The organism is Streptomyces sp. NPDC055239, assembly GCF_053606205.1.
In genome coordinates this window covers 148268-164789 of record NZ_JBSGRD010000007.1, presented here as the reverse complement: position 1 = coordinate 164789, position 16522 = coordinate 148268, and the positions used below count along the sequence as shown (strand labels likewise).

Annotated in this window: 16 protein-coding genes; 8 read left to right on the top strand and 8 right to left on the bottom strand. The window is 69.8% G+C overall.

Annotation, left to right across the window (positions count from 1 at the left end; genetic code table 11):
* Window positions 1-25: 25 nt before the first annotated feature.
* Window positions 26-1024: a D-2-hydroxyacid dehydrogenase gene (locus tag ACWFRJ_RS23265; protein ID WP_453534001.1), complete on the bottom strand. Its 999-nt coding sequence runs from the start codon at window positions 1022-1024 to the stop codon at window positions 26-28.
* A gap of 96 nt (window positions 1025-1120) precedes the next feature.
* Window positions 1121-1630, bottom strand: a complete 510-nt coding sequence (locus ACWFRJ_RS23260) for a hypothetical protein (RefSeq protein WP_453533998.1) — start codon at window positions 1628-1630, stop codon at window positions 1121-1123.
* Window positions 1631-1894: 264 nt separating this feature from the next.
* Between ACWFRJ_RS23260 and ACWFRJ_RS23255 the strand changes: the two genes are divergently transcribed.
* Complete coding sequence (locus ACWFRJ_RS23255; RefSeq protein WP_453533995.1) at window positions 1895-2833, top strand: GlxA family transcriptional regulator; 939 nt, start codon at window positions 1895-1897, stop codon at window positions 2831-2833.
* 3 nt (window positions 2834-2836) lie between these two features.
* Here the strand turns inward: ACWFRJ_RS23255 and ACWFRJ_RS23250 are convergent, their stop codons facing one another.
* Together ACWFRJ_RS23250 and ACWFRJ_RS23245 are read right to left on the bottom strand one after the other, a co-directional pair.
* On the bottom strand, window positions 2837-3565 hold the full coding sequence (locus tag ACWFRJ_RS23250) for a class I SAM-dependent methyltransferase (protein ID WP_453533992.1): 729 nt from the start codon (window positions 3563-3565) through the stop codon (window positions 2837-2839).
* Between the two features lie 113 nt (window positions 3566-3678).
* Window positions 3679-4362 carry an alpha/beta fold hydrolase gene (locus ACWFRJ_RS23245; protein ID WP_453533989.1) on the bottom strand — a complete coding sequence of 228 codons (684 nt, stop codon included), beginning with the start codon at window positions 4360-4362 and terminating at the stop codon, window positions 3679-3681.
* A gap of 153 nt (window positions 4363-4515) precedes the next feature.
* On the opposite strand from ACWFRJ_RS23245, the gene ACWFRJ_RS23240 reads away from it, so the two are divergent.
* The 5 genes from ACWFRJ_RS23240 (at window position 4516) to ACWFRJ_RS23220 (ending at window position 10563) form a co-directional block, all read left to right on the top strand.
* Window positions 4516-6981: a polysaccharide lyase 8 family protein gene (locus ACWFRJ_RS23240; protein ID WP_453533986.1), complete on the top strand. Its 2466-nt coding sequence runs from the start codon at window positions 4516-4518 to the stop codon at window positions 6979-6981.
* Window positions 6982-7335: 354 nt separating this feature from the next.
* Entirely contained in the window at window positions 7336-7734 is a 399-nt protein-coding gene (locus tag ACWFRJ_RS23235; RefSeq protein WP_453534617.1) for a subtilase-type protease inhibitor, read from the top strand.
* Window positions 7735-7878: 144 nt separating this feature from the next.
* Entirely contained in the window at window positions 7879-8787 is a 909-nt protein-coding gene (locus ACWFRJ_RS23230) for an aminoglycoside phosphotransferase family protein (protein ID WP_453533983.1), read from the top strand.
* A gap of 133 nt (window positions 8788-8920) precedes the next feature.
* Window positions 8921-9271: a YciI family protein gene (locus ACWFRJ_RS23225; RefSeq protein ID WP_453533980.1), complete on the top strand. Its 351-nt coding sequence runs from the start codon at window positions 8921-8923 to the stop codon at window positions 9269-9271.
* The gene (locus ACWFRJ_RS23220; RefSeq protein ID WP_453533977.1) at window positions 9271-10563 is read left to right on the top strand and encodes an RNA polymerase sigma factor; all 1293 of its coding nucleotides are present in this window, start codon (window positions 9271-9273) and stop codon (window positions 10561-10563) included. Before ACWFRJ_RS23225 ends, ACWFRJ_RS23220 begins: the two co-directional genes overlap by 1 nt.
* Here ACWFRJ_RS23220 and ACWFRJ_RS23215 read toward each other — a convergent pair.
* Window positions 10493-10879, bottom strand: a complete 387-nt coding sequence (locus ACWFRJ_RS23215; protein WP_453533974.1) for a YunG family protein — start codon at window positions 10877-10879, stop codon at window positions 10493-10495. The genes ACWFRJ_RS23220 and ACWFRJ_RS23215 overlap by 71 nt on opposite strands.
* Before the next feature lie 53 nt (window positions 10880-10932).
* Here ACWFRJ_RS23215 and ACWFRJ_RS23210 point away from each other — a divergent pair, with 53 nt between their 5' ends.
* Window positions 10933-11463 (top strand): GNAT family N-acetyltransferase, encoded by a 531-nt coding sequence (locus ACWFRJ_RS23210; protein WP_453533971.1) that lies wholly within the window; start codon window positions 10933-10935, stop codon window positions 11461-11463.
* A gap of 21 nt (window positions 11464-11484) precedes the next feature.
* On the opposite strand, the gene ACWFRJ_RS23205 is transcribed toward ACWFRJ_RS23210, so the two are convergent.
* The 3 genes from ACWFRJ_RS23205 to ACWFRJ_RS23195 all read right to left on the bottom strand — a co-directional run bounded on the left by ACWFRJ_RS23205 (window position 11485) and on the right by ACWFRJ_RS23195 (window position 14742).
* Window positions 11485-12717 carry an epoxide hydrolase family protein gene (locus ACWFRJ_RS23205; RefSeq protein ID WP_453533968.1) on the bottom strand — a complete coding sequence of 411 codons (1233 nt, stop codon included), beginning with the start codon at window positions 12715-12717 and terminating at the stop codon, window positions 11485-11487.
* A gap of 21 nt (window positions 12718-12738) precedes the next feature.
* Entirely contained in the window at window positions 12739-13614 is an 876-nt protein-coding gene (locus ACWFRJ_RS23200) for a TauD/TfdA dioxygenase family protein (RefSeq protein WP_453534614.1), read from the bottom strand.
* 279 nt (window positions 13615-13893) lie between these two features.
* Window positions 13894-14742, bottom strand: a complete 849-nt coding sequence (locus tag ACWFRJ_RS23195; protein ID WP_453533965.1) for an SAM-dependent methyltransferase — start codon at window positions 14740-14742, stop codon at window positions 13894-13896.
* 313 nt (window positions 14743-15055) lie between these two features.
* Here ACWFRJ_RS23195 and lpdA point away from each other — a divergent pair, with 313 nt between their 5' ends.
* Window positions 15056-16459, top strand: a complete 1404-nt coding sequence (gene lpdA / locus ACWFRJ_RS23190; RefSeq protein ID WP_453533962.1) for a dihydrolipoyl dehydrogenase — start codon at window positions 15056-15058, stop codon at window positions 16457-16459.
* Window positions 16460-16522 lie beyond the last annotated feature (63 nt).

Here is a 16522-nt window from a genome sequence, read left to right as displayed (position 1 = left end):
CCGCTCAATACCGCTTTGGTGCCCCTCAATATCCCTTCGACCATCGCACGACGTTGCGCAGCGGCTCTCCGCCGACGAGCCGCTGCCAGTTGTCCTCGAAGAGATCGAGTATCCGCTCCGTCTCGTCGCGTGAGCCGCCCGCGGTGTGCTGGGTGAGGATGACGTTCGGACAGCTCCACAGCGGGTGTCCGGCGGGCAGCGGCTCCTCGCGGGTGACATCGAGGACCGCGCCGCCGAGCCGGCCTGAGCCGAGGGCCGCGACCAGGGCGTCCTCGTCGGCCAGCGTGCCGCGGCCCGCGTTCACGAAGACCGCGCCGGGGCGCAGCCGGTCGATACGCCGCCGGTCGAAGAGGTCGGCGGTCTCGTCCGTGCCCGGCAGCAGCCCCACGACGATGTCGAAATCGGGCAGCCGGGCGTCGAGTTCCTGCCGGGTACGGATGTCGCCGTCACCCCGTGCGAAGTGCGCGACGGAGCAGCCGAAGGGCGCGAGGAGTTCGGCCAGACGCAGGGCGATGGCCCCTCTGCCCAGGATGAGGACGTTCGCGCCGCCCAGGAGCCGAAGCCCCGGCCGTATGTCGAGCGTCGACCAGGTCTCCCCCGCGCGGAGTCCGGTCAGCACGTCGACACCGCGGTAGAGCGCGAGGATGCCTGCGAGGCAGGTCTCCGCGACCGGATCGGCGAAGAGTCCGCCGAGATTGGTGACGGCGAGGCGCTCGCCGAGGACAGGCCAGTCGAGGCCGGTGTATCGGTCGATGCCGACGGACGCCAGTTGCAGCCACCGCAAGTGCGGCGCCTTCGCCACCCAGTCCGCTCTCGGGTTGCCGAGTGCGATGTGGGAGTCGGCGAGGACCTGCGCGTCGCCGATCGAGTCGGAGTCCGGTTCGGTGAACCAGACATGCCCCGGTGCGATGGCGCGCAGCCGCTCCTGTTCGGTGACGTCGAGCGGCAACGCGACATAGAGGACGGCGTCCGGTGGCAGAGCAGCCCGGTCAGAGGCCTGCGGAGCGTTTGGTGCACGGACCATTCCTGATACCCCCGTGGAAACGAAAGTGCTGGTGAACGCACGTTCACCGAATTTAGGGCTTTTGCTCCACGGAGGTCAACAGCAGCCCTTATGGGGTCAGGCCCCCGTCGTGGAGCCGGGCCTGATGATCATGAGGACGGTGACGGCGGCCCAGAGCAAGTTGAACACGCCGGTGTACATGGCGAGTTGGACACTGGCACGCCCGTCCAGGACCACCGTGCCCGCCCCGTCGGCCAGTTGGCCGCCCGCGCCGTCGCCACCTTCCCCGGTCACCGCGGCGAGCGCCGCCTCCTGACGCGGCAGTACGAGGATGATGAGCACCACGGCCGCGGCCATCGTGAGGATGATCGAGGCGATCAGCCAGGCGCTGGTGAGTACGTTCAGGCTGCTGGCGGTCGCGAACCCGGTGACGGGGACGGCGACGCCGACGAACGCGTACACCGAGCAGATCCGCTGCAGCAGACGCAGCGAGGCGACGGCCGCCGGGTCCTGCGGGTCGGCCTGCGCCTTGCGCAGGGTCGCGGGGAACATGCTGGAGGCCACGGTGACCGGGCCGATGGCGATGATGGCGGCCAGCACATGGAGCGTCAGGAAGAACTTGGTCACGGCAGAAGCCCTCGGGATTCCGGAGAACGGGAAGAAGGAGAGAACGAGAGAAGGGGAGAACGGGAGAACGGGGAGATCTGGCGGCTCCCGATCGGGACCCGAGGGCCGAGATTAGCCAGCGCCCACATCCGCCGACAGTGGCATTAGTGACAGGCTTCGCACAGATAACGCCATCGGCTTTCCGTCCAGGTGATGAGATACGAGCAAGTCACACCCGCAGGTCATACGCTTGGCGGGACCGCGACTCTGCCGTACGTTGCCGCCATGCATACCGTGGCCGTCCTGGCCCTTGACGCCGTCATCCCGTTCGACCTGTCCACCCCCATCGAGGTCTTCAGCCGCACCCGGCTGCCCGACGGGCGGGCCGGTTACCGCGTGCGGGTCTGCGCCGCCGCGCCGCAGATCGACGCCGGTCTGTTCACGCTCCGGGCGCCGTGGGGTCTTGAGGGGCTCGCGGACGCGGACACGATCATCGTGCCCGGCGTCTCCGACGTCTCCCGGCCTGTTCCCGACGCGGTGCTCGACGCACTGCGGGACGCGGCGGCCGACGGCACGCGGATCGCCTCCATCTGCGTGGGCACGTTCACGCTCGCCGCGGCCGGCCTCCTGTCCGGGCTCCGCGCCACCACGCACTGGCTGGCGGCCGGCAAGCTCGCCGGGTGCTACCCCGACATCGACGTCGACCCGGATGTCCTCTACGTCGACAACGGGCAGATCCTGACGTCCGCCGGTGCCGCCGCGGGCCTCGATCTGTGTCTGCACCTGATCCGCCGGGACTACGGCTCCGCCGTCGCCGCCGACGCGGCCCGCCTCTCGGTGATGCCTCTGGAACGCGAGGGCGGCCAGGCCCAGTTCATCGTCTCCGAGATGCCGCCCACACCGCAGGGATCTGAACTCGAGCCGCTCCTGCGCTGGCTGGAGGAGAACGCCGAGCGCGAGCTCACCCTGGAGGACATCGCGGGCCGGGCGGGCATGAGCACCCGTACTCTGTTGCGCCGCTTCCGTGAGCAGACGGGCAGTACGCCGCTGCAGTGGCTGCACCGCACGCGGATCCGGCAGGCCCAGCACCTGCTCGAAACGACGGGGCACTCCGTCGAGCGCATCGCCGTGCAGGTCGGCTTCGGCTCGCCCACCGCGTTCCGTGACCGCTTCAAGCGTGTCGCGGGGGTCAGCCCGCAGGCCTATCGAAGAGCGTTCCAGTGACGCTCAGGTCTTCCGCGCCTCGACGAGGCACCAGTTGGGGCTGCCGTCGGCGCGGCGTCCGAACTCGTCCAGCGCGTGCAGCCGCGCGGTGAATCCGGCCCGGCGCAGATCCTCAAGGACGCCTCCCAGCGGGAAGGTCCGGTAGTACATGACGAACGGCGGACGCCACAGCAGATTCCGCGCCCGCATCACCCCGTCGAAGCCGAGCAGCGCCCAGTACAAGGGCGATGTCATGGGCTGCGGCGCCCCGATCGGGAAGGCGAAGACCCCTCCGGGCCGCAGCACCCCGTGGACCTCCGCGAACAGCCGTGGCCGCTCGGCGGGCAGGAAGTGTCCGAACGCCCCGAAGCTCACCGCCAGGTCGAAGGCCTCGGCGAAGGGCAGGGCACGGGCGTCGGCCCGCACCCACTCCACCGCGGGCCCACCGTCCCGATGCCCCACGGCGGTCTGCGCGCGGGCCAGCATCCCCGCACTGAAGTCGACGCCGGTGACCCGCTCCCGGCACAGCGGGAGCAGCGTCTCCACGCCCGCGCCGGTGCCGCAGCAGACATCAAGACCGGCGTCGAAAGGACCGAGGCCACGCAGTGTCTCCGCGACCTCGTGCAGCATGCGGGCGGGCGTGCGGAACGGAGTGTGGTCGAACTTCGGGGCCAGCAGGTCGTAGCCGTCCTCGATGGAGGAGAGCGCCTGCACGGCCAGTTCGCGCAGTGTGGGTCCCTGAGAGGTGAACACCGTCCCCACCCTAGTCAGCGGCGGGGCGTGGCCGAAGCACGCCCGCGCCGCCATCTGTTGCGGAACCGGCTGAGGAACCAGCTGAGGAACCAGCTGAGGAACCAGCGGAGGAACTAGCTGGTGAAGAACTCGCTGACCTGCTCCGCGAACTGCTGCGGGCTCCCCTCGTGCACGGAGTGCCCGACCGGGATCGTGATCATCCGGGAGTCGGGGATCGCCGCGGCCATGTCGGGGATGCGCTCCTGCGGCATGCTGCTGTCCGGGCCGCCCGACACGATCAGGGTCGGTGCGACGATCTCGCCGAGCCGCTCGGCCCACTCCGGGTCCGGGTCGAAGATCTGGGCGCGGACCGCGGGGGACACGGGCCAGTCGAAGTCGATGGCCTCGTCGGGGCGCGGGGTCTCGACCAGGTCGCGCGGGTAGGGCGGCGGCGTCTCCTCAAGGACGAGGCGCTCGACGCGGTCCGGGTGATCCTCGGCGAGCAGGTAGGCCACGACCCCGCCCATGGAGTGGCCGACGACGCCGACGCGGTCGAGGCCGAGCTCGTCCAGGAAGCCGAGCACGTCGTCCCGCATCAGCTCGACCGAGTACTCGTCCGGCCAGTCGCTCTCCCCGTGCCCGCGCAGATCGATCGCGTACACCCGCCACTCCTGGCCGAGCACCTGCCCGACCTGCTCCCAGCTCGCCGAGGAGCCGCCGAGCCCGTGCAGCAGCACGACGGGCGCTCCGTACGAGTCGCCCCAGGTCCGATAGGCCAGGCGTACGTCGCCCACATCCACCACTGCGTGATCGTTCATGGCCCTGACGCTACAGCGCATGGCCCGACCCATTGAGCAGTGGCCTAGACCCATGCTAGAAAGCGCTTGCTCTTTTCGCTTCCCGCGGATCTCATGCGCCCCATCCGCCCGCCCTGCCTCTCCCCCTCCCCCACCTCCACCATCGGAGACCCAATGTCCTCTCCCTGGTCCCGCCGTGCGTTCCTGCTCACCACCGGTGGCTCCGCTCTCGCCCTGACCGCCTCGGGGCTGCTGCCCTCCGACGAGGCGGGAGCGGCGGTGGCTGCCGACTCCGCCGACTCTGCCGACGAGTACGCGGCGCTGCGCGCCAAGTGGCGCACCTTGATACTCGGCGAGGGCTTCTCGCCCACGGCCGAGCCCTTCAAGAGCCGCCTCACCGCACTCGGCACCACCGCGAGAGAGCTGCGCGCCACCATGGCTCCCGCCACGGGCTCCCTGTGGCCGGACGCCTCGTACGCCGACCCGGATCCGGACACCGACCAGGAGTCGTACGGCTACTCGGCGAACATGGTGACCGGCTACAGCAGGCTCAGCACCATGGCCCAGGCCTATCGGCAGGAGGGCACGGGCCTGACCGGCGACGCGGACCTGAAGGCCGACATCCTCACCGGCCTCGACCACCTCTACACACAGGTCTACAACGAGAGCCAGCCGCGGTTCGGCAACTGGTACAGCTGGCAGATAGGCGCCCCGCAGAGCCTCCTCGACGTCTGCGTGCTGATGTACGACCAGCTGTCGGCGGCCCAAGTGGCCAACTACTGCAGGGCCGTGGACCACTTCGTGCCCGACTCGGCGGTGGGCAGCTACACCGGGACGAGCACGGGCGCGAACCGTGTCGACCTGTGCCGGGTGCTCGCACTGCGCGGGGTCGTCGGCGCCGAGTCCGCGAAGATCGCGCTGGCCAGGGACGCCCTCTCCCCCGTCTTCCCCTACGTGACCACCGGCGACGGCCTCTACACCGACGGCTCGTTCATCCAGCACACCACCGTGCCCTACACGGGGTCGTACGGATCGGTGATGCTCGGCGGGCTCGGCATGCTCTTCTCCCTGCTGCGCGGCTCCAGTTGGGAGGTCACGGACACCAAGAAGCAGATCATCTTCGATGCCGTGGAGAAGGCGTGGGCCCCGTTCATCTACAACGGGCTCGTCATGGACGGCGTCGCGGGCCGGGCCATCAGCCGCGGCCTCTCCACCTCCGATGCCACCAAGACCCAGGCCGACGACCATCGGCGCGGCCACCCCATCATGTCCGCCGTGGTGCTGCTCGGCCAGGGCGCGAGCGCGGCGGAGAACGCGCGCTGGCGCGGCCTGGTCAAGGGCTGGATGCGGCGCGACTACTACAGCCCGCCGCTGAGCGACTCCTCGCTCGGCCTGACAGGTCTGGCCCGGCTCCAGGGGGTCGAGGACGACGCTGCAGTGACGGCGATCGCCGAACCCACCGGCCACCGCATCTTCCCCAACATGGCCCGCGCCACGCACCGGCGCCCCGGCTGGGCGGCTTCGATCAGCATGGCCGATCCCCGCATCACGTACTACGAGACGGGCAACGGCGAGAATCTGCGCGGCTGGCACACCGGCTCCGGCATGCTCTATTGGTGGGGCGACACCTACGCCAACGGGCAGTACAGCGACGCCTTCTGGCCCACCGTCGACCCGTACCGGCTGCCCGGCACCACGGCGTCGCGCAAGGCGCTCGCGGACGCGGCGGGCGGCGACTGGGGCGCGTCACTGCCGGACGTGAAGTGGGTGGGCGGCGCGAGCGACGGTCAACGCGCCTCCGTCGGACAGTACTTGAAGGGCCTGCAGAGCACCCTGCGGGCGAAGAAGTCCTGGTTCTGCGTGGACGACGCGATCGTCTGCCTGGGCGCGGGCATCGTCTGTACGGACGGCACCGCGGTCGAGACGACCGTCGAGAACCGCAACCTCGGCCCGACGGGCACCGCCCCCTTCCAGGTGGACGGCGTGACCAAGCCGACCACCGCCCCCTGGTCTGCGAGCCTCACCGGCGCCAAGTGGGCGCACATCGGGGGTCACGGCGGCTATGTCTTCCCGGGCGGCGCGACGGTGAAGGCGCTGCGCGAGGAGCGCACCGGCAAGTGGAGCGACATCAACAAGGGCGGCGCCACGACCGCGATCGCCCGCAAGTACCTCACGATGTACGTCGACCACGGCACCGCCCCCACGAACGGGACGTACGCCTACGTCCTGATGCCCGGCGCGAGCGCGGCGCAGACGGCGGCCCGGTCGGCGGACACCGGATGGCTCCAGGTGCTGGCCAACTCCGACAGTCAACAAGGGGTTTCCGTGCCCTCGCTCGGCTTCACCGGGGTCAACTTCTGGCTCGGCGGCACCGCGGGCAAGCTCACCGCGAGCGCGCCCTGCTCGGTGCAGATCAGCGAGAAGAGCGATGGCACGGCGGTCGTCTGCGTCAGCGATCCGATGCGCGCGCAGACCTCTCTGACGCTCACCTGGAACCGCCCCGTGTCCGCGGTGACGGCCAAGCCCGCCACGGTCACGTCGGCGGTCACGGGCGCCTCCCTGAAGCTGACCTTCGGGGATCTCAGCGGCACGAAGGGGGTCGGTCAGCGGATCAGCGTCAAGCTGGGCAGCAGCTCCTAGCACCGATGCTTTCCGGTCGACCCTGGATTCCGGTAGAAAATCGAAGCAACTGTCCTTGCAGGTCAGACGGTTGCTCTTACTTGCACCATTCCCTCCGGTCCGCATGTTGGACACCTTTCACCCACCTCCCCCGCGCCTCCCCCGTCAGCCCTGAGCTGCCCGAACGGTCATTCGGTGACCGCTGAGCGGACACAGGCATCCGGAAATCGACCACACAGTTGGCGATCACTCTCCGCACCGGCAAAACTCCCGTCTGCAAGCAGAAAGTCAGGAAAACCCCCACAACAAAGGAGAGTTGACGTGCGTTTCTTCCTCAAGACGGTGGGCGCCACCGCTGTCGTGGCCGCCTGTGTGATGTCCGGAACCTCTGGCACGGCGCTGGCCCAGTCCAAAGCCGCCCCCGCCGGCCACACCGGCCTCTACGCGCCCTCGTCGCTGGTTCTCGCCGTAGGCCAGGGCGAAGAAGCTGACACCGCGACCATCCAACGCGCCGTGACCCTGACCTGTACGCCCAAGGCCTCGGGGAGCCACCCCTCGGCGTCCGCCGCCTGCGCGGAACTGTTCGCCGCCAACGGCGAGTTCGCCCTGCTGGTCGGCAAGCCGTCCGGCATGTCCTGCACGAAGGAGTGGAAGCCCGTCGTGGTCACCGTCGACGGTGTGTGGCAGGGCAGACGAGTCGCGTGGTCCACGACCTTCGGCAACAGCTGCGAGATGCGGGCGAGTGTCGCGGAGGGTGCGGCCCTCGCGTTCTGAGCCCGTTCGCCCCGCGACCGGAGATAAATGGGTGGACACGGCCTCGGCCCTCACGGTGGGATGAGGCCTCGACATCCACGACAGCGCCTTGGACGACGCCCCGAGCGACGTCCAAGGCGCTGTTCATGACCGGGGGTTGTACCTATGCCATCAGGCGGACCCGACGACGTGGACCTGGTACGCCGGTTGCTCGCGGCGCAGTTCCCCCAGTGGGCGGACCTGCCGCTCGCGCCGGTCCCGCTGTCCGGCATGGACAACGCGACGTACCGGCTCGGCGACGACATGTCCGTACGGCTGCCGCGCTACCGCCGCTGGGTGGGGCAGGTGGAGGCGGAGCAGCGGTGGCTTCCGTGGCTCGCCCCGCAGTTGCCGCTCACCGTCCCCGAGCCGCTGGGCAAGGGCGTGCCCGGCGAGGGCTACCCCTTCCCCTGGTCCGTCTACCGGTGGCTGGAGGGCGAGACCGCGACCACCGGCTCCCTCGCCGATCCGCTCGGGGCGGCGGCCGACCTCGCCGGATTCGTGACCTCGCTGCGGCGGATCGACCCCGCTGGCGGTCCGGGCCCAAGGCTCAGCAACGCCTTCCGCGGGGAACGCGTGGGCACCGAGTGCGACTCCTTGTTCGCCGACTCCCTCGTACGATCCAAGATCGCGAAGCTGAAGGTGGCGGGGATCGTCGACAGTGACGCGGTGACCGCCGTGTGGGAGGCGGCTCTCGCGGCGCCCGCGTGGGGCGGTCCGCCGGTGTGGGTGCACGGTGACCTCGCGACCGGCAATCTCCTGGCGGTCGACGGCCGCCTGAGTGCCGTCATCGACTTCGGGACGCTGGCCGTGGGCGACCCCGCGGTGGACCTGTTGCCCGCGTGGCTGTTTCTCCCGGACGAGGCCCGGGGCGCCTTCCGCGCGGCGGTCGACGTCGACGACGCGACGTGGGCGCGGGGCCGCGGGCTCGCCCTCGCGGGGTCGCTGCCCGTCCCTGACGACCCGTTCTTCGACGATCCGGCGAGGGTGACGGCGGCGCTGCGGCATCTCGACGCGATCATCTCCGACCGCTAGCCGGAATCACCCGGCGGAAATACTCGGCGGATCTTTCGCGTCCTATGTCGATCCGTACGGTCGCCGTTCGTATAGACAGTGAGGGGTCGGCACCCGGCCGACACGCGGGGTGATCCGTCAAAGAGAGGCAGCCATGAACCAGTACCTGCTCAGCATCTATCAGCCCGACGGCGACGTACCGCCGCCGGAGGTCCTCGAACCGATCGTGCGCGACCTCGAGGCCGTGAAGAGCGAGATCCGGGAGGCGGGCGCCTGGGTCTTCGGCGGGGGCCTCTTCCCGCCGAGCACGGCGACCGTGCTGCGGCTCAAGGACAGCGAGGTGCTCACGACCGACGGCCCGTACGTCGAGGGCAAGGAGCATCTCGGCGGGTTCACCGTCATCCAGGCGGCCGACCTGGACGAGGCGCTCGCCTGGGGGCGCAAGGTGGCCCGTGCCATCACCCTGCCCATCGAGGTCAGGCCGCTGCAAGAGGGATCCCGCTAGTGACGTCGGATGCCCCGCGGGTCACGTCGGAGGTGACCGAGCGGATCTTCCGCGCGGAGTACGGGCGCGCGGTGGCCGTCCTGGTCCGCGTCTTCGGCGACATCGACATCGCCGAGGAGGCGGTCCAGGAAGCGTTCACCACTGCGGTGCAGCGGTGGCCGTCCACCGGTCTGCCGCCGAGCCCGCCGGGCTGGATCATCACCACCGCCCGCAACCGGGCGATCGACCGCCTCCGCAGGGAGTCTTCCCGCGAGGACCGGCACGCGCAGGCCGCGCTGCTGCACGCCCAGGAGACACCGGCCGGGGAGGGCCCCGTGCGTGACGACCGACTGCGTCTGATCTTCACCTGCTGCCATCCGGCGCTCGCCCCCGCGGCGCGGGTCGCCCTCACGCTGCGGCTACTCGGCGGCCTGACCACCACGGAGATCGCGCGTGCCTTCCTGGTGCCTGAGCCGACCATGGCCCAGCGGATCGTGCGGGCCAAGGGAAAGATCCGCGACGCGCACATCCCGTACCGGATCCCCCACGAAGCCGATCTGCCGGACCGGCTGCGCGCGGTGCTCGCCGTCATCTATCTCGTCTTCAACGAGGGGTACACGGCCAGTGCGGGGGACGCGCTCGTCCGCGAGGACCTCTGTGCCGAAGCGATCCGCCTGGGACGGCTCCTGACCGAGCTGATGCCCGACGAGCCGGAGGCCCTGGGTCTGCTCGCGCTGATGCTGCTCTCCGAGTCGCGGCGGGCGGCCAGGACCACCGCGGACGACGAGCTCGTCCTCCTCGCCGACCAGGACCGAGGCCTGTGGGACCAGACCTTGATCACCGAGGGCCAGACACTCGTCCGCCGCTGCCTGCGCCGCGACCGGCCCGGGCCGTACCAGATCCAGGCCGCGATCAACGCCGTGCACAGCGACGCGCCGACCGCGGCGGACACGGACTGGGGCCAGATCCTCCAGCTGTACGACCAGCTCCTCGCCGTGGCCCCGAGCCCGGTCGCGGCCCTCAACCGCGCCGTCGCGGTGGCCGAAGTCAAGGGCCCCGCCCAGGCGTTGCCCCTGGTAGACGACCTCGCTCTCGACAGCTACCACCTCTTCCACGCCATCCGCGCCGACCTGCTCCGCCGCCTGGGCCGCACCGAAGAAGCGATCCAGGCTTACGACGCCGCACTGGCCCGCACCGAGAACGCCACCGAGCAGGCTTTCCTGCTCGGCCGCCGTTCCCGTCTCACCATGGACCGCCCAGCTTCTCCAGGACCCGGCCGCGCAGCAGCTCGTACTCCTCGCGGAGGCGGTTGATCTGCGCGGGGCGTGGGATGACGATTCCTCCGCTGACGATCTCCTCCGGGCGGAACTGTTCGCGGGTGAGGTCGACTTCCAGGCCCATGCCGAGGCGGTTCCACCAGTGATGGTCGGTCCACTCGTCTGCGACGCGCACCTCGCCCCGTATCAACTCGCCGCCCAGCAGGTCCTGGAGGAGCAGCGCGGTGACGCCGCACTGGCCGCGGGCCGGGTTGTCGGGGGGCCAGGGACGGGAGGAGTCCGACGGGTAGGTGTCAGGGCCCCAGCTGCCGCGCACGGCTTCTTCGAGGTCGGTGAGGCGGAATGGGTTCATGGCCCGGATACTCGCAGCCACCACTGACAATCCGCCCCGCCCAAGGAGTCATCGTGCCCACGGTCCTCGCCCAGGAGATCGGCACCGCTCGCCTCGTCCTCGTACCTCTTGAGGTCGAGCACGCCGATGAGATGGCCGTCGTGCTCGCCGACCCGGGGCTGCATGACTTCATCGGAGGCGCTCCCGACGATCCGCAGGCCCTGCGTGCCCGCTACAGGCGGATGACCGCGGGGGCACCGGACCCGGCGGTCTCCTGGTGCAACTGGGTGCTGCGGCTGCGCGACGAGGGCTGTCTGGCGGGGACCGTGCAGGCGACGGTCGGACCCGCCGATGACGGCAGCGGCGGCCTTGTCGCCGAGATCGCCTGGGTCGTGGGGACTCCCTGGCAGGGGCGGGGCATCGCGGTGGAGGCGGCCCGCGGCCTCGTCGGCTGGCTGGCGGGGCTGCCGGACGTGCGCGGCGTCATCGCGCACGTCCACCCCGACCACCGGGCATCGGCCGCCGTCGCCACCGCCGCGGGGCTCTCCCCCACGGACGAGTGGCAGGACGGCGAGGTCAAGTGGCAGCGGGTGCTTGAGCGTTGAGCGAGGGGGGTTGTCAGCGGCTCAGCGTCGGCCTCGGAACGTGCGGCGCACGTCGTCCACCCAGCCGTCGGGGATCTCCCACGGGATGAAGTGGCCGCCGCTCTCGTGCGCGGTGAGGTTGACGTGGTGGTACCACTCGGCACGGTCGCCGGCGAGCCAGTTCCGGACGCGCTGCTCGGTGGTGGTGACGCCGGGCGGGTTCTCGTGGCCGACGAAGGTGATGCCGGTCGGCGCCTCGATGACCGGCCGGCGGTCGTGCGAGGGCGTCCAGGGGTAGCGGTTGTTGTTGGCGTAGTAGCGGATCGACGTGCCGATGGCGTTGTTCACCCAGAAGATCATGGCGTGGGTGAGGAGGTCGTCCTTGGAGAAGACGCTCTCCACGTCACCGCGGTTGTCGCTCCACTTGTCCCAGCGCTCGAGGATCCAGGCGAGCAGACCGACCGGCGAGTCGCTGAGCCCGTAGGAGAGGGTGCTCGGTCCGAGCACGTGCACCGCCAGGTGGGCGGCGAACCGCCTTTCCAGGGAGAGGAATTGGCTGTGCCCGGACTCGGAAAGCCCCTCGGGGATCGGCTGTCCGCCGCTGAGGTCCCAGCCCCGGTCGCCGTTGAAGAGGGTGAGCTTCAGGCCGGAGCCGATGTGGATGCCGTGCAGTTCGTCGGCGTACTTGTGGCCGAGCTGACCGGTGACGAGAGCGCCGACGTCACATCCCGCGGCGGCGTACTTCTCGTGGCCGAGCGTGTCGGTCATCAAGGTGTGCCAGAGGTCGGCGACCTTCCAGAAGTTCATGTCGGGGTGGTCCGGCAGCGGCGTGGAGAAGCCGAAGCCCGGCAGGGAAGGGACGATGACGTCGAAAGCGTCGGCCGGGTCACCGCCGAACGCGGCGGGGTCGGCGAGCCGGTCGACGACCTTGGACCAGTGCCAGAAGGTCCAGGGCCAGCCGTGCGTGAGGATGAGCGGGGTCGGGGCGGGGCCGACGCCGGGCCTGCGCATGAAGTGCACCGGCACGCCGTCGACCGTGACCCGGTAGTGCTCGTAGGAGTTGATCGCCGCTTCGGCCTTGCGCCAGTCGTAGTGGTGCAGCCAGTGGTCGGCCAGCTCCTGGAGGTAGCCGCGGCGGACGCCGTAGTACCCGTCCTCGTTACCGACGTCGTCGGGCCACCTCGTCAGCCGCAGCCGCTCCCTGAGGTCGTCGAGCACCGCGTCGGGGACGTGGATCGGCTCGGGAGTCAACGGGAAGCGCGTTGCGGCTGACATCGGGTTCCTCCGCGGAAAGGGTCAGTACGGACGGTCTCCCGCGATCGCGACGCGCTCGGCCACGCGACGGTGCGGGGCGTAGTCGTCGACCGCGTAGTGCTGGGTGGAGCGGTTGTCCCAGAAGGCGACGTCACCGGCCTGCCAGTGGAACCGCACCTGGTACTCCGGGACCTGCGCCTGACGGACCAGGTAGCTCAGGAGGCGGTCGCTCTCCGCCCGCTCCATGCCCACGATGTGCGTGGTGAAGGAGGTGTTCACGAAGAGCATCTTCCGCCCGGTCTCCGGGTGCCTGCGCACCACGGGGTGCGTGACCGGCGGGAACTGCTCCTGGAGCGGGATCAGCTTCTCGGGGCCGTAGAAGCGGATGAAGCCGGGGATAAAGTCGTGCACCGCCTGGGCCCCGTCGATGCGGGCCTTCACCTCGTCGGGGAGGTTGTCGTACGCGGCCGCCATGTCCGCCCACATCGTGTCGCCGCCGACCGGCGGCACCTCGCGCAGCTGCAGGACGGCGCCGAGCGCGGGGTTCTCACGGAAGGTGACGTCGGCGTGCCAGACGTTCTCGTACGTGGGGATGCCGCTGCCGCCCTTGTCGAACCGGACGACGTCGTCGGCCGAGCCGCGCGCGAGCAGCGGATTGGTCTCCAGGTCGCCCCAGTTGAGGGCGAAGGCGCGCTGCTGCTCGGAGGTGATGTCGGCACCCCGGAAGAAGAGCACCTTCCACTCCAGGAGTGCGCGGTTCAGTTCCTCGCGCAGCGCGGGCGTCAGCGGCTCCGCGAGGTCGACGCCGCGGATCTCGGCGCCGATGAGACGCCCCTGGGGGACGACGTCGATCAGCTCGTAAGGACGCTCTTCCCAGTCTTCGGGGACGCGGCGCAGAGTGCGGCGGCCTTCGTACATGCCGTCGGCGGGGACGCGGGCGTCGCGGAGAGTGGGAGCGACGGCGGGGGAAGCCGCGGTCGCGGGAGAAACCACAGTCATGGTGATCCTTCAGTGGTGAGTGAACGGGCGGCGTCACGGAGAGGGAACTCCGGACGGTCGGGAACGGATTCCCGGACAGCTCGGGAACGGATTCCCGGGCAGCTAGCGACCCGATCGCTCGCACCCACGACGCCATGGGACCCCGAAGGTCCTCACGGCGGCGGTCAGGTGCTGGATCATGCACACCATTGTGTATGGCTATGCCTTGCGGAGCAAACCCCCGTACTCGTAGATCCCCTTGCTCTGCTCGGTGGCTCCCAGGTAGGGGGCCAGGTCCTCGTGGACCGGGGCGAGCGGCGGCTGGTCGGCGTCGGGGCGCCAGTCGACCAGGTTCACCAGGCCCGGCTCGACCGGCTCAAGACCGTTCAGGAGGGTGTCGAGTTCGGCCGGGGTGCGGGTCTGCCAGGGGACTCCGCCGCCGGAGATGTGCGCGCTCATCGCGGCGCCGCGGACCGGGTCGTCGGCGACGACCTGTGAGAGGCCGAGGTAGCTGCCGGGGGCGGCGCGGTCGATGATCGTGCGCAGCACGCCGCAGGGGCCGTCGTCGTCGGTGAGGTGGTGCACCACCGACAGGAAGAGCACCGCGACCGGCTCGTCGAAGTTGATCAGGCGGGTCATGTCGGGGTGGCCGATGATCGCGTCCTGGTCGCGCATGTCACCGTGGATGACGGTGGTGGTGGAGTCGTCGGCAAGCAGCGCCCTGCCGTGCGCGAGGACGATCGGGTCGATGTCCACGTAGACGACACGGGTGTCCGGTGCGAAGCGCCTCGCGACCTGGTGGACGTTGTCGTCGGTCGGCAGACCGCAGCCCATGTCGATGAACTGGCGGATCCCCGCCTCGGTCAGATGGCGCACGACGCGGAACAGGAACGCGCGGTTCTGCCGGGCGATGTCGACGCATTCGGGGAAGTCGGGCAGCGTCCGCAACAGGAATTCGCGGTCGACCGCGTAGTTGTCCTTGCCGCCGAGCATCCAGCCGTAGGCGCGTGCCGACGTCGGCACGTCGAAGGGGATGGACGTATCCATCGACAGGTCGTCCGCGGCCACAGTGCGTTCTCCACCTCTCCCAGCGGGATATGGGTTGCTCAGAGGGACATGGGTTACTCAGAGGGATACGAGTTGCTGCTCCGTCACGGCGACACTATCCCGTGGCCCTCGGCCGGGTGAACCCGGCACCGATCACCAACTGGCTTGCCCACAGCGGTGGTTGAGGGCATGGACGGGAACGGGCGGCATGACATCGGACACCCGGCCGCCCGCGAGACGGCCGGATGGCGCATGATCGGACGTGCGCGCGTCACGTACCACCCGATTACGCACCACCAGACACCCGATACGCACCATCAGAGAGGACCTCCCCATGGAAGACCGCTTCGACGTCGTCGTGCTCGGAGCAGGACCCGGCGGCTATGTGGCCGCCATCCGCGCCGCCCAGTTGGGCAAGCGGGTAGCGGTCGTCGAGGAGAAGTACTGGGGAGGTGTCTGCCTCAACGTCGGCTGTATCCCGACCAAGGCGCTGCTGCGCAACGCCGAGCTGGCCCATCTGTTCACGCACGAGCAGAAGACGTACGGCATCAAGGTCGACGGGAACGTGTCCTTCGACTACGGCGAGGCGTTCAACCGCAGCCGCACGGTCGCGGACGGCCGCGTCAAGGGTGTCCACTTCCTGATGAAGAAGAACAAGATCACGGAGTTCGACGGCCGGGGCACCTTCCTCGACGCGAACACGCTCAAGGTGGCCAAGTCGGACGGCACCACGGACACGATCACGTTCGAGAACTGCATCATCGCCACGGGCGCCACGCCGAAGCTGCTGCCCGGCACGCGGCGCTCCGAGCGGGTCGTGACGTACGAGGAGCAGATCCTCGCCGACAGCGTGCCGCAGTCCATCGTGATCGCGGGCGCGGGCGCCATCGGCATCGAGTTCGCCTACGTCCTGCACAACTACGGCGTGAAGGTCACGATCGTCGAGTTCCTGGACCGCATCGCGCCCCTCGAGGACGCTGACGTCTCGACGGAGCTGGCCAAGCAGTACCGCAAGCTCGGCATCGACGTGAGGACCTCGACCCGCGTCGAGTCGATCGACGAGTCGGGACCGCAGGTCAAGGTCACCGTGACCGGCAAGGACGGCAAGCAGGAGGTCCTGGAGGCGGACAAGGTCCTCCAGGCGATCGGCTTCGCCCCGAACGTCACCGGCTTCGGCCTGGAGGCGACGGGTGTGGCGCTGACCGAGCGCGGCGCCATCGACATCGACGGCCGCGGGCGGACGAACGTGCCGCACATCTACGCCATCGGTGACGTCACGGCGAAGCTGATGCTCGCGCACACCGCCGAGTCCATGGGCATCGTGGCCGCCGAGACCCTCTCCGGCGCCGAGACGATGGAACTCGACTACCCGATGATCCCGCGCGCCACCTACTCCCAGCCGCAGATCGCCAGCTTCGGCTGGACGGAGGCGCAGGCGAAGGAGAAGGGCTTCGACGTCAAGGTCGCCAAGTTCCCGTTCATGGCGAACGGCAAGGCGCACGGCCTCGGCGACACCGTCGGCTTCGTCAAGATCATCAGTGACGCGCAGTACGGCGAGATCATCGGCGCCCACCTGATCGGCCCTGACGTCACCGAGCTCCTTCCCGAGCTGACCCTGGCCCAGCAGTGGGACCTGACCGTGCACGAGGTCGCGCGCAACGTCCACGCGCACCCGACGCTCGGCGAGGCGGTCAAGGAAGCGGTGCACGGCTTGGCCGGGCACATGATCAACTTCTGACGGTCCGCGGGCGCCCTCAAGCGTCCGCAGGCGCGCCCCGCCGCTGCACCGAACGGCTCAAGT

Bases quoted from the DNA above. Each gene is read 5' to 3' on its own strand.
- ACWFRJ_RS23200 (WP_453534614.1), bottom strand. From the start codon at position 13,614: ATGTACGAAGGCCGCCGCACTCTGCGCCGCGTCCCCGAAGACTGGGAA.
- ACWFRJ_RS23245 (WP_453533989.1), bottom strand. From the start codon at position 4,362: ATGAACGATCACGCAGTGGTGGATGTGGGCGACGTACGCCTGGCCTAT.
- ACWFRJ_RS23230 (WP_453533983.1), top strand. From the start codon at position 7,879: ATGCCATCAGGCGGACCCGACGACGTGGACCTGGTACGCCGGTTGCTC.
- ACWFRJ_RS23255 (WP_453533995.1), top strand. From the start codon at position 1,895: ATGCATACCGTGGCCGTCCTGGCCCTTGACGCCGTCATCCCGTTCGAC.
- ACWFRJ_RS23240 (WP_453533986.1), top strand. From the start codon at position 4,516: ATGTCCTCTCCCTGGTCCCGCCGTGCGTTCCTGCTCACCACCGGTGGC.
- ACWFRJ_RS23235 (WP_453534617.1), top strand. From the start codon at position 7,336: ATGTCCGGAACCTCTGGCACGGCGCTGGCCCAGTCCAAAGCCGCCCCC.
- ACWFRJ_RS23265 (WP_453534001.1), bottom strand. From the start codon at position 1,024: ATGGTCCGTGCACCAAACGCTCCGCAGGCCTCTGACCGGGCTGCTCTG.
- lpdA (WP_453533962.1), top strand. From the start codon at position 15,056: ATGGAAGACCGCTTCGACGTCGTCGTGCTCGGAGCAGGACCCGGCGGC.
- ACWFRJ_RS23215 (WP_453533974.1), bottom strand. From the start codon at position 10,879: ATGAACCCATTCCGCCTCACCGACCTCGAAGAAGCCGTGCGCGGCAGC.
- ACWFRJ_RS23205 (WP_453533968.1), bottom strand. From the start codon at position 12,717: ATGTCAGCCGCAACGCGCTTCCCGTTGACTCCCGAGCCGATCCACGTC.
- ACWFRJ_RS23225 (WP_453533980.1), top strand. From the start codon at position 8,921: ATGAACCAGTACCTGCTCAGCATCTATCAGCCCGACGGCGACGTACCG.